Below are 11,256 nucleotides of genomic sequence, written 5' to 3' on the forward strand. Positions count from 1 at the left end.
GGTAACTTCCATAACGGAAGTTTTTACCGCGTCCTTTTCGTGTCTGCCGTTCGCTTTACGACGGTCCCTGCGCCCTAAGCCACCTTCTCCTCGGTGACATTCTCCCACGGCTTCGGCAGGTGGCGAGGAACCACCTTGCCGACTGCGTTGCGTGGCAGTTCATCGAGGAACACGGTCTCGCGCGGAACGGCGAATCGGCTGAGGTGCTGCTTGACATATGTGCGAATCTGCTCATTAGTCAGGGCACGGCCCTCAGGGGAGTCGTCGCGGACAACCCAGGCGACCAGGGCCTGACCGAAGCGCTCATCCGGAACACCTGCGACTGCGCACTCGCGGATACCCTCGAGCTGGCTGAGTGCATCTTCGGTCTGACGTGGGAAGACGTTCTCGCCACCGGAGACAATCATGTCGTCCTCGCGACCGGAGATGTAGAGCAGGCCATTTTCCATTCGACCCAGGTCACCGGTGCAGACCATGCCGTCAATGACCTGCTTGTCCGCGCCGGGGCGGGTGTAGCCCTCGTACAACATGTTGTTGCCCACGAAGATCCGACCGGTCTCGCCATCGGCAACGCGGTTGCCGTCTTCGTCGAGAATCTGGACACGAGTGCCTAGTGGTGCGCGACCTGCCGTGGTCGGGTTTGCCTTGAGCTCATCCGGGGTAGCAATGGTTGCCCAGCTGACCTCGGTGGAGCCGTACTGGTTGTAGAGAACCGGTCCGAAACGCTCGAGGGTCTTAGTGACAATTCCCTCCGGAATGGCCGAGCCACAGGATGCGATGACCTTCAGCGATGTCGCGCCGATGTCGTAGTTCTCCGGGAGAATCTCAATCATGCGCTGCAGCATGGTCGGCACCAGGAAGATGGTGTGCGGAGAGTGCTGCTCGATAATGCGGAGACTGTCGGCAGGATCGAACTTGCGGCGCATGATCATGGTGGAACGCAGTGCGATGCACAGCTGTGCAGTTGCGAATCCCCAGGTGTGGAACAGCGGAGCCGCAAGGTAAGCCGGGCGACGCTGGCGCAGCGGAATGCGGCTCATGATGGACGATGCCGGCATCCAGCTGCGCGGCTCCGGACGCTTGGCGCCCTTTGGCGTGCCGGTGGTTCCGGAAGTCAGAATAATAACGCGGCCACGGCGTGGACGGCTTGGCAGCTCGGCGGTTGGCCACTTTGCCGGCGGTGCCGTCTTCAGCATCTCCTGCATGGAGGTCCAGCCCTCGCGAACACAGGAGGTGTCACCGTAGTTTTCGAACCACGACACTGCGACCGGGCACTCATCGAAGTCCTCCGGCAACATGTGAGTGAATTCCTCATCAATGAACAGGAAGTCAATCTTCTGCTCACGAATCACGGCCAGAGTCTGCTCGGCAGAGGCGCCGGTGTTGAGCAGTACCAGGTCGGTGCCGAGGCGACCGTGGGCACACAGCGCCATAATGAAACCGCGGTGGTTGCGAGCCAGCACGCCGATGCGGTTGCGCTGCTGAATATCACCGTGGCGGAGTGCTCGAGCCAGGGCAGTGGAGCGCTCGTGCAGTTCTTCGTAGGTCAGCGAGCCGCCGTCATCAATAATCGCGGTGTGGTGCGGGTCGCGGCCGGCTGCAATGCCGAGGAGACCAGCTGGCAGGAAGTCCCAACGGTAGATGGAATTCAATGCCTTTCCAGCAGCGCCGGGTCCCATCGAGCCGAGGACGCCAGCCTGCGTCACCGGTGCGAGTCCGAGAACGAGGTCCGAGGTAGCTCGCGAAGCTTTGCGCACCTTATTGAAAATCGAGGTCTGTGGATTAGATGTCATAGTCACTCATCTTCCGTGGTTCATGTCCTGTGGTCTTCGGAGAGGCCTAATCAGGCGAAACCTCATCGGTAGGACCGCCGATTTAGTTTCTTTTACAGTAAGAATAAGTGTCCTAGGTCACTTTTGTGTAGCTTTTTGCAAAATTTTTTTATCAGAAACGAATAGTTGTAAAGACCTGAGGTGTGACCAGGGAGTACGTTCAAAAGTGCGGGGCTTTTTCTGTCTCGAGAAATGTTGTCGCCGTACTTAGAGTCTCCGTTTTGAGGTAATTTCTCTAGAAAAAGTTCTTGAAAGATGTTCCAATCCGACTGCGTCCTCGTCGCAGTAGTGGAGGGTGGGGCCATCCGATATGACTTAGGGGAACCCATGAAGTCCAGTCTCAAGCATCAAACTTTCCTACGTATTTCGGCGACCCGAGTTGCCGTAGTCGGAGCAGTCGCAACCGGTGCGGCCTTCGGTCTTGCAGCTTGTGGCGATAGCGATGACGTCGATCCGGCACCTGTCGAGACCACTACGGTGACTTCGACCGAGAGCGTGGACGACGATCGGGACGACGATGATGACGACCGGGATGATGGCCACGACGACCGCGTGAACAACTAGGCGTCCGATCCAGGATGAAACTGCCGTTGCACCCCTCTCGACCAGTCTGTTCGCTACTGGCGTACGGCTATAGGGATTAATATGCGTCGCGTCGCGTTTAAGCTAGGTGAAACAACCTTTATTGAATTACGGCAAAAATAGACACTTGAAAGGGCAGTGATGTTCGAGAGGTTTACGGACCGAGCACGTCGCGTTGTCGTCCTGGCACAGGATGAGGCACGCGAGCTCAATCACAATTACATCGGTACGGAGCACATCCTGCTCGGCCTGATTAGTGAAGGCGACGGTGTAGCTGCCAAGGCGCTGGAGTCCATGGGTATTTCCCTGGATGCTGTGCGCTCTGAGGTAGTCGACATTATTGGTCGTGGCTCCCAGCCGCCGAGCGGTCACGTGCCGTTTACCCCGCGTGCAAAGAAGGTGCTGGAGTACTCTCTGCGCGAGGCTCTGCAGCTGGGTCACAAGTACATCGGTACTGAGCACCTGCTGCTCGGCCTGATTCGTGAGGGCGAAGGTGTTGCTGCTCAGGTCCTGGTTAAGCTCGGCGCTGACCTGCCGCGCGTACGTCAGCAGGTTATTCAGCTGCTCAGCGGTTTCCAGGGCGATGAGTCCGATGGTTCTCCGGAGCAGCGTCCGGTCGGTGCTACTTCCGGCGCTCGTGTGCAGGAGGGTAACCACCAGTCGGGTTCGCTGGTGCTTGATCAGTTCGGTCGTAACCTGACCGTTGCTGCACGTGAGGGCAAGCTGGATCCGGTTATTGGCCGCGAGAAAGAAATCGAGCGCATTATGCAGGTTCTTTCTCGTCGCACCAAGAACAACCCTGTGCTGATTGGTGAGCCTGGTGTTGGTAAGACCGCCGTCGTGGAGGGGCTTGCACTGGACATTGTCAACGGTCGTGTGCCGGAGACGCTGAAGGATAAGCAGCTTTACTCTCTCGACCTGGGCTCGCTGGTTGCGGGTTCCCGTTACCGCGGTGACTTCGAGGAGCGTCTGAAGAAGGTGCTCAAGGAGATTAACCAGCGCGGTGACATCATCCTGTTTATTGACGAGATTCACACGCTGGTTGGTGCCGGTGCCGCCGAGGGCGCAATTGATGCAGCCTCGATTCTGAAGCCGAAGCTGGCTCGCGGTGAGCTGCAGACCATCGGTGCTACCACTTTGGATGAGTACCGTAAGCACATTGAGAAGGACGCCGCTCTTGAGCGTCGTTTCCAGCCGGTGAACGTGCCGGAGCCGAGTGTGGATCTCACTATCGAGATTCTGCGCGGTGTCCGCGATAAGTACGAGGCTCACCACCGCGTATCCATCTCGGACAAGGCTCTGGTTGCCGCAGCTACGCTCTCCGACCGCTACATCAACGACCGCTTCCTGCCGGATAAGGCCGTTGACCTGATCGATGAGGCCGGTGCTCGCATGCGCATCAAGCGCATGACTGCCCCGGCTGACCTGCAGGAGATTGACTCCAAGATCGCCGATGTGCGCCGCCAGAAGGAAGCCGCCATCGACGAGCAGGACTTTGAGAAGGCAGCTGGTCTGCGCGACAAGGAGCGCAAGCTGGGCGAAGAGCGCCGCGAGCGCGAGAAGAAGTGGCGTGCGGGCGAGTCCGACACCATCGCTGAGATTGGTGAGGAGCAGATTGCGGAGGTCCTGGCTTCCTGGACTGGCATTCCGGTGTTCAAGCTCACCGAGGAAGAGTCCTCGCGTCTGCTGCGCATGGAGGATGAGCTGCACAAGCGCATTATCGGTCAGGAAGAGGCCGTCAGTGCTGTCTCCCGCGCTATTCGTCGTACCCGCGCTGGTCTGAAGGACCCGAAGCGTCCGTCCGGTTCGTTTATCTTCGCCGGCCCGTCCGGTGTTGGTAAGACCGAGCTGTCGAAGGCCCTGGCGGAGTTCCTCTTCGGTGAGGAAGACGCCCTCATTCAGATTGATATGGGTGAGTTCCACGACCGCTTCACCGCTTCGCGCCTCTTCGGTGCTCCTCCCGGATACGTCGGCTACGAAGAGGGCGGCCAGCTCACTGAGAAGGTGCGCCGTAAGCCGTTCTCCGTCGTGCTTTTCGACGAGATTGAGAAGGCCCACAAGGAGATTTACAACACCTTGCTGCAGGTCCTGGAAGACGGTCGTCTGACTGACTCTCAGGGGCGAGTGGTGGACTTCAAGAACACGGTTCTGATCTTCACCTCGAACCTGGGTACCAGCGACATTTCCAAGGCTGTTGGTATGGGCTTCTCGGGCGTCGGCGAGGCCGATGAAGACGGCAAGTACGAGCGGATGAAGGACAAGGTCCACGACGAGCTGAAGAAGCACTTCCGTCCGGAGTTCCTGAACCGTATCGACGAGATTGTGGTCTTCAAGCAGCTGAGCCAGGCCGAGATTGTTCAGATGGTCGACCTCATGCTGGCCCGCGTCAGCGACCAGCTCGGTGAGAAGCGCATCACCATGGAGATTTCCGACCGCGCCAAGAACCTGCTGGCCAAGCGTGGCTTTGATCCGGTGCTCGGTGCCCGTCCGCTGCGTCGCACCATCCAGCGCGAGATTGAGGATCAGCTCTCCGAGAAGATTCTCTACGGTGAGGTTGGTCTCGGCGAGACCGTCTTCATCGATGTCGAAGGCTGGGATGGCGAGTCCAAGGACGTCGACAAGGCGAAGTTCACCTTCACCAACAAGGGCAAGGCCGGGAACGTTGATGCCGACGGCGGTGCTCTGGGGGAGTCTGAGGAAGACAAGGACGTTCTCGGCAGCGCTGGTACCAGCGAGTCCGATATCATCACCCCGGATGTACCGGGTGACGGCGGTTCCACCGCCGCTGGAACCGACCTAGAGTCCGGTTCGGACTCCGATGACGACGGCCACAACCCGCCACCGGCTGGTGCGGGTGCTGGCCAGCCGCTCTAAGAGGTTTAGCCGCTAGCAGTACCAACGAACACTGCCGCCCCAGTTCCGACTCCATTATGGGAGGAGGAACTGGGGCGGCAGTGTGTCTATATGCGGTCTTTCCTAAAAGCGCGGAGAGTTGTAGTTCTACTTGGCCACGCCGAGGTCGACCAATGCTTTCTTTGCTACTTCAGGGTCATCATTTTTGATCATGTACTCAACGATTCCCTGGTCCTCTGGGAGGATTTCCGCAACTGTGATGAGGGACTCCACTCGCTGCGCCTTGAATGTGGAACCGCGCGTTGATTCTGCCGGAATCTCAACGGCATCCAAGACGGGCTTGCCGTCACGAACGGCGGCGGTGGCGGCAGGGTCATCGGTGAAGACTACGTAACCAACGTCGGGTGCCTTCGTAGTATCCACGGAACAGTTGGTACCCATTGCCTGTGGGGCGGGGGCACTATCCGCACCATAGTAGCTAAACACCACTTCATAGTCTGTGCAGGCCCGCACGAAACTAGCAATCGGTTCGGGTGCGTGGTCGGCAGGGGTGAGGCCGCCAGCGGTATCCCCACCAGTGGCACCGGTAGCGCCACCGTTGGAAGCGCCGGGATTGGCAGGTGCTTCAGCGGCGGACTGTGCGGGAGCAGCGGACTCGTCTGACTTGTCACTAAAGAGCGCGTCTTTAGCTGCAACGTAGGCAATCGCTAGCACCACGATGCCCGCTATCACTAAGGGGAGGAGTAATAGCTGCTTCTTTACACTGAGACCTTTCGATGCGCCGCTGGTCTGAGCACCTGTCGTGCCCGCGCTGGAGTTTGACCTGGAGGTAGCAGTCGTATTTGCCGGAGATGCTCCAGTTTCTAGTAATGAGCCATGCTTGATGTAATGGCGATAGCCATTTTCCGCAATAGCCAGGTTTTGCTCGATGTGTGATGTGTCTTCTGCCCCATTAAAGCGGTCGGGCGAACCCGGGTATGCAAGTCGAATCATTATTCAGTCCACCACCGTGAATCAATGTCGGAATACAGGGAGCGCATCGACCCTGCAAGCTCTTCCAAACTATTGCGATTGAGACGGTGCTTGTTTTCTTTCCATCGCTCAAAAAGCTCCGTCGACGACACTGCACGCGAGGCCTCCGTTCGTGCCTCTCGGCCTGCGGTCAGGGCCCACTGGGCAGCAAATTGCACACGTTTCGCAGCTTTTTCTGTGAAACCGCTCCACACTTTATATGTGTTGTAGAGCTGGGCCACGACGGCCCAGCCACCCTTGTAAGGCAGAACGATTACATTGGCGAGGTTGTCGAGTTCAAGGAACTCGAATTGAGACGGATCTTTCTTGTTGGCGGTCACGAGAATTCTTCGGTTGGTGACGAACGCTGCGCCATCGACTCCACTGGTTTTTGTAGCGGCGGCCTCGAGCACAATCTCGTCGACACCAAGACCTTCTACAACAGCGACGGCGGCAGTGCGCACAATCCCGGAATTACCGGCACGTTCAAGTGCGGCACCGAGATCTGGCCGGTCGGTCAATGCAATCTGGGATCCTGTCATGCACACGAGACTAGCAACACAATAAAAACCGCGCCTGACGTTCAGTACTATGACATAACTCATCCCAGGTGTGGGGTGGTGCGTGAAGTAACACTGACTCAACCCCGAAACCTCGGTACTTTGTGAGGATATGAGCCCTACATTCACCCCAGCAAAGTTTGATGATTCTTCGCTTTACAGGTTTGCCAAGTTCCCGTGGCCGGAACCGGCGCCGAGCAAAGATGAAGTGCGCCGCCACTCGTGGGGAATGACGTACAAGCACAATAAGGCGTTTGCGACCCCGCTAGGGGTTGAGAACATCAACGCAAGGGCGGTCAAGTACTACAAAGCATCTCTCGAGCAAAACTGGGGGGTCACCGGTGCCCAGGAAGCGCATCAGGTTATTGATGCCCTGCTTGAGGGCAACCAGCATGTGGAAAATGACCTGCTTTTACCGCTCGCATATGCAGTGAAGGACATCTCTGAGAACGAGCTCGAGGCAGAGATGGAGGAGCGGATCGAGTTTCTGAAAGACTTCTTTGTTGTCCAAGGCGTGGATCCGCGTGGTGCAGAACATAAGTTCCGCTACCTCGTACGGATGTTGCGCTCCGAAAACTTTGCCAAAGCAGCAGCCCCGGCATTGCCCGCCACTACTCGCGCATGGGACATAATCCGAATTCACAGCGTTGGTGGTGCGGCAACGGAGCTGGGATGGATCTCTCCAGAAGAGTTCCTTCAGATTTCCGATAAGGCCGTGGCGGCGTTGCAGCGCTACTTCGTGTCGTGGGCTGACGTAGCCGCAAGCTTCTGGTGGGGACGAATGATCTGGGCGAGTGATGGTGAGCCCGACGTTGCCGCTGCGATGAAAGACCAATCGCAACGGCTCACCGAGTTGCTTGCTAACAGTGAATCTCCATGGGTTCGCGTGCCCTTGCATGACATCGTGGCCGAGGAACCATTTTCATCCTTAGACGGTCTGCACTAACTAGCTGTCGTCATTGTTCGGGATGCCGTGGCAGCGGCCGGTTTCATGAGCTCATTAGAATCGGTCACAAATAACGGATTGAGGCATCTATGGCGCAGGAACGGCGAGTTCAAGGGGCATCTGCAAGGCGAAGTTACCTTCACCAATATGGGGCAAGGTCGGTAACGTTGATGCCGATGGGCGGTGCCTTGGCCGATTCTGAGGAAGATGACGGGCGTTCTCGGCAGTGCTGACGGTATCCTGAGCGTTTGTATCTGGCGACATCAAAGCTACTGTCGATCAGGCCACTGCCGAGGCAGAGACCGAATCTGATAACTCCGAGGGAGAGAACTAAATGGGGATCCAATTTCGCAAGAAGCAGAACCTGGACAAGGACACGTGGCTGAACTACTCGGGTTCGGGAGTCTCTGGTTCGAAGCGTATCGGTCCGGTGACCATTAACAGCCGTGGCGGTTACACCGTCCGACTGGGCAAGGGCTTGACCTTCCGTGGTCGCTGGAAGAAAAAGTAGCTGTACTTGCTAGATGGAGGAAAGCGGCGGTTGTCGCCGCTAGTACCCCATTTTCTGATTCACCCACGCAAGCATCTCTTCGTGGGTGAGCACGTAGGCAAGGCCGTGCGTCCCATCACCGAGGTCAGTATCGACCTCCACGTAGGTGATGTCGGAGCCGGCCTTTTGCCATTTCTGCACAAGTTCGCGTGCCGACGTCACGGGTAGCACATCATCCAATGCGTTATGGGTAACGAATACGGGCATACTGGGAGTCTTTGTCCCCAGAGCTTGTTCTTCCACGTGGCGCCGAACGACGGGGGAGAGCTCCGGCGAGCGCAGATTCTCCGCTATTCCTAAGTCGTTGGCCGTGAATGCCTTGGTGTCATTGCGAGGCCAACGTTCGACAGTGGCGCCAATGCATTCATCGGCCGTGAGCTTCAGGAAATCCTGCCCCAGCGGGCTCAGCATGCGCTCGATCGGTTCTTTTGTCTCTGGGTACTCTGCAATCAAGCCGTTCATGAAGTAACCGACGAGCCCCGCCAGCGCCGAGCCGCGAATATGCAGTGCAGTGTCGGTGAGATCGGCCGGAATAGCCCCGGCGTAAACAGCGCGGATGTTCAGCTCCGAGGCGTACGCATCGGCTAGCTCGGCGGCTGCAGCGGTGGCGCCTCCGCCCTGTGAGTAGCCGAACAGCGCAATGGGAGTATCTGCAGGTAGTTGTAAAGTCTCAATAGCCGCTCGCGCCATATCGAGCGTGTTATTCCCGGCAATCTCACGGTTGAGATACGGATGTACCCCAGGCGTGCCGAGCCCCTGGTAATCCACAATGGCAACATTCCATCCCTGTGCCAGCAGCTGAGGTGCCGGAGGCGTCGGAGGCGCTTCGTAACGCAGGGCGACCGAACTGGCACAGTTATCAGCCATGCCGAGAGTTCCAGGTGCAATTACTGCCAGTGGGCGCGGGGATTTCTCTGACCATCGGGCGTAGGGCTGCAAAATCGTGCCGGACACGGCTGTCTGGCGGTGGTCGCGTGCACCTGTGGAGGAAAACACGACCCGCTGTGCGCGTGCGGGCGTATTGACCGGAAATGGCGTCTTCGTAATTACCTGCCCCGGAGGCAATCGCTTCACCGTAGAAGAGTCAGAATCCGAAGAACCGAAGCCAGTCGCTCCTAGACCATCCACCGCCGAGCAACCACCGAGCGTTCCCACGCTAGAGCCCAGAAGAGCAACTCCAAGCACTGTGCTCAGCGCAATTCTGCGCTTACTAGCCCCAAAGAGACAGCGCTGGCGCTGAGGTCGATGGGGCGTGGCATTCATGTGTCTAATTCTAGGCAACGCACTTGTTCGAATCTGGTCTTTACCGGAGCATTGCCTCGGCTTTAACGGGGCAACTGGAAGCGGCCATCGGAGGTTTGCTCCGCAAGTCCGTCGTCAAGCAGGGAAAACAGTGCGCGGGAACGCTGATGCGCATCATCCCAGACCGCATCCAGAGCGGCCTGTTCGACGGGGGAGTCGGCGGCGCGGAGCACGTCGAGAAGCAAGCCCCGGACTTGACGGTCGGTGCCTTCGAACTTCTGCACACGCCGTTTAGCAGCGGCGATTTCGTGGTCTTCGGGTTCGGGGCGACCGGCGGCAATCCATGCGCAACTGGTGGCGATGGGGCAGACCTCGCACTCGGGTGTCGTTCGACAGACGGTAGCGCCGAGTTCCATGAGTGCGACGGAAGTCTCGGCCGCAGTCGTGGGGTCGAGTGGTAGGAACTCTTCGACGAGCGTCATGTCGGCGCGTTTGGAGATGCCGGGTAGGTACGTGCCCTGACGGTGTCGCCGGAGTACGCGGCGCACGTTGATGTCCACCACCGGCGTACGCACGCCAAAGGCAAACGCCGCTACCGCCCGAGCGGTGTAGTCTCCTACCCCCGGAAGGGCTAACAGTGTGTCCACGTCGCTCGGCACTTCGCCGTCGTGCTTTTCGACGATCTTTTCTGCGCATTCACGCAGCCGGAGTGCACGTCGGGGGTAGCCGAGTTTTCCCCACATACGTAGGACTTCATCCTTGGGCGCGACTACCAAATCGGCTGGGGTGGGCCATTTTTCCAGCCAGGCGCGCCAGGAGGGGATGACGCGGGCGACGGGAGTCTGTTGACTCATCACTTCGCTGACGAGCACAGCCCATGGTGAAGTGCCTTCTTCGCGCCAGGGAAGTGGCCGCATGTTGGTGCGATACCAATCACGTAAGGCGGCATCGACGTGTTCGTCGAAGTCGTCGGATTGGTTAATTGCAGAGCTCAATCTACATTCTCGCTTTCCCATAAACAGCAGAGTCGTTGCACAATATAGCTATGAGCAATTCTGAGAGGACTCCTGAGAGTGTATGGCAATCGATGGTGCGCGGAAACCTCCGCTTCTGCGAGAGCAAGACTGCGCATCCTCGCCAGGACTTGGTTCGTCGTAAGCAGCTGACGCAGGGGCAGAAGCCGAAGGCCGTTGTGCTGGCTTGCTCGGATTCCCGCGCTCCGGTGGAGATTATTTTCGATCAGGGCTTGGGCGATGTATTTGTAATCCGTACTGCCGGTGAGATTACTGACCTGTCGGTGCTGGCTTCGCTGGAATTCGCAGTTGATGGTCTTGGAGTTCCGCTGGTGATTGTTCTCGGTCACGAGTCCTGCGGCGCTGTGGCTGCGGCGAAGAATGCACTGGATGGTGGCGAACTGCCGGGTGGTTTCCAGCGTGTGCTGATTGAAAAGGTCACCCCGTCGCTGCTGGCGGCTCGCAAGGATGGCGAGACTGAAATCGACGAATTTGAGCGTCGCCACGTGCGCGAGATTGTTAATCACATTATTGATCGCTCTCCGGAGATTTCGTCGCGACTGGAGACCGGCGAGGTAGGCGTTGTCGGTATGCGGTACCGCTTGGAGGACGGACGCGCTGAGACCGTCGTTACCCATGGAGTCAGCGAGAACCCGCTAACCTAAAT

General features: G+C 58.2%; 10 protein-coding genes. 5 read left to right on the top strand and 5 right to left on the bottom strand.

Annotated features, from left to right (window positions below; translation table 11 throughout):
* Nucleotides 1-74: 74 nt before the first annotated feature.
* Nucleotides 75-1,793, bottom strand: a complete 1,719-nt coding sequence (locus tag HMPREF2860_RS01215; RefSeq protein WP_070560463.1) for an AMP-binding protein — start codon at nucleotides 1,791-1,793, stop codon at nucleotides 75-77.
* Between the two features lie 366 nt (nucleotides 1,794-2,159).
* Between HMPREF2860_RS01215 and HMPREF2860_RS01220 the strand changes: the two genes are divergently transcribed.
* Both HMPREF2860_RS01220 and HMPREF2860_RS01225 read left to right on the top strand, forming a co-directional pair.
* Complete coding sequence (locus HMPREF2860_RS01220) at nucleotides 2,160-2,396, top strand: hypothetical protein (protein WP_049180939.1); 237 nt, start codon at nucleotides 2,160-2,162, stop codon at nucleotides 2,394-2,396.
* Between the two features lie 159 nt (nucleotides 2,397-2,555).
* Nucleotides 2,556-5,288 (top strand): ATP-dependent Clp protease ATP-binding subunit, encoded by a 2,733-nt coding sequence (locus tag HMPREF2860_RS01225; protein ID WP_038626605.1) that lies wholly within the window; start codon nucleotides 2,556-2,558, stop codon nucleotides 5,286-5,288.
* 126 nt (nucleotides 5,289-5,414) lie between these two features.
* Here HMPREF2860_RS01225 and HMPREF2860_RS01230 read toward each other — a convergent pair whose 3' ends face one another.
* Complete coding sequence (locus HMPREF2860_RS01230) at nucleotides 5,415-6,260, bottom strand: hypothetical protein (RefSeq protein ID WP_038626603.1); 846 nt, start codon at nucleotides 6,258-6,260, stop codon at nucleotides 5,415-5,417.
* Nucleotides 6,260-6,820: a hypothetical protein gene (locus tag HMPREF2860_RS01235; protein WP_049180937.1), complete on the bottom strand. Its 561-nt coding sequence runs from the start codon at nucleotides 6,818-6,820 to the stop codon at nucleotides 6,260-6,262. Before HMPREF2860_RS01235 ends, HMPREF2860_RS01230 begins: the two co-directional genes overlap by 1 nt.
* 130 nt (nucleotides 6,821-6,950) lie before the next feature.
* Here HMPREF2860_RS01235 and HMPREF2860_RS01240 point away from each other — a divergent pair, with 130 nt between their 5' ends.
* Both HMPREF2860_RS01240 and HMPREF2860_RS11110 read left to right on the top strand, forming a co-directional pair.
* Nucleotides 6,951-7,784 (top strand): DUF1266 domain-containing protein, encoded by an 834-nt coding sequence (locus HMPREF2860_RS01240; protein ID WP_070560465.1) that lies wholly within the window; start codon nucleotides 6,951-6,953, stop codon nucleotides 7,782-7,784.
* Nucleotides 7,785-8,118: 334 nt separating this feature from the next.
* On the top strand, nucleotides 8,119-8,295 hold the full coding sequence (locus HMPREF2860_RS11110) for a hypothetical protein (protein ID WP_005510144.1): 177 nt from the start codon (nucleotides 8,119-8,121) through the stop codon (nucleotides 8,293-8,295).
* A gap of 39 nt (nucleotides 8,296-8,334) precedes the next feature.
* Here HMPREF2860_RS11110 and HMPREF2860_RS01245 read toward each other — a convergent pair whose 3' ends face one another.
* Nucleotides 8,335-9,597: a lipase family protein gene (locus HMPREF2860_RS01245; protein ID WP_224786627.1), complete on the bottom strand. Its 1,263-nt coding sequence runs from the start codon at nucleotides 9,595-9,597 to the stop codon at nucleotides 8,335-8,337.
* A gap of 62 nt (nucleotides 9,598-9,659) precedes the next feature.
* Nucleotides 9,660-10,592: an HhH-GPD family protein gene (locus HMPREF2860_RS01250; protein WP_070560467.1), complete on the bottom strand. Its 933-nt coding sequence runs from the start codon at nucleotides 10,590-10,592 to the stop codon at nucleotides 9,660-9,662.
* 29 nt (nucleotides 10,593-10,621) lie between these two features.
* Between HMPREF2860_RS01250 and HMPREF2860_RS01255 the strand changes: the two genes are divergently transcribed.
* Nucleotides 10,622-11,254: a carbonic anhydrase gene (locus tag HMPREF2860_RS01255; RefSeq protein ID WP_038626595.1), complete on the top strand. Its 633-nt coding sequence runs from the start codon at nucleotides 10,622-10,624 to the stop codon at nucleotides 11,252-11,254.
* Nucleotides 11,255-11,256 lie beyond the last annotated feature (2 nt).

Source organism: Corynebacterium sp. HMSC064E10, assembly GCF_001812505.1.
Taxonomy (GTDB): Bacteria; Actinomycetota; Actinomycetes; order Mycobacteriales; family Mycobacteriaceae; genus Corynebacterium; species Corynebacterium amycolatum.

Bases quoted from the DNA above. Each gene is read 5' to 3' on its own strand.
- HMPREF2860_RS01240 (WP_070560465.1), top strand. From the start codon at position 6,951: ATGAGCCCTACATTCACCCCAGCAAAGTTTGATGATTCTTCGCTTTAC.
- HMPREF2860_RS01225 (WP_038626605.1), top strand. From the start codon at position 2,556: ATGTTCGAGAGGTTTACGGACCGAGCACGTCGCGTTGTCGTCCTGGCA.
- HMPREF2860_RS01255 (WP_038626595.1), top strand. From the start codon at position 10,622: ATGAGCAATTCTGAGAGGACTCCTGAGAGTGTATGGCAATCGATGGTG.
- HMPREF2860_RS01250 (WP_070560467.1), bottom strand. From the start codon at position 10,592: ATGGGAAAGCGAGAATGTAGATTGAGCTCTGCAATTAACCAATCCGAC.
- HMPREF2860_RS01215 (WP_070560463.1), bottom strand. From the start codon at position 1,793: ATGACATCTAATCCACAGACCTCGATTTTCAATAAGGTGCGCAAAGCT.
- HMPREF2860_RS01245 (WP_224786627.1), bottom strand. From the start codon at position 9,597: ATGAATGCCACGCCCCATCGACCTCAGCGCCAGCGCTGTCTCTTTGGG.
- HMPREF2860_RS01220 (WP_049180939.1), top strand. From the start codon at position 2,160: ATGAAGTCCAGTCTCAAGCATCAAACTTTCCTACGTATTTCGGCGACC.
- HMPREF2860_RS01230 (WP_038626603.1), bottom strand. From the start codon at position 6,260: ATGATTCGACTTGCATACCCGGGTTCGCCCGACCGCTTTAATGGGGCA.
- HMPREF2860_RS11110 (WP_005510144.1), top strand. From the start codon at position 8,119: ATGGGGATCCAATTTCGCAAGAAGCAGAACCTGGACAAGGACACGTGG.
- HMPREF2860_RS01235 (WP_049180937.1), bottom strand. From the start codon at position 6,820: ATGACAGGATCCCAGATTGCATTGACCGACCGGCCAGATCTCGGTGCC.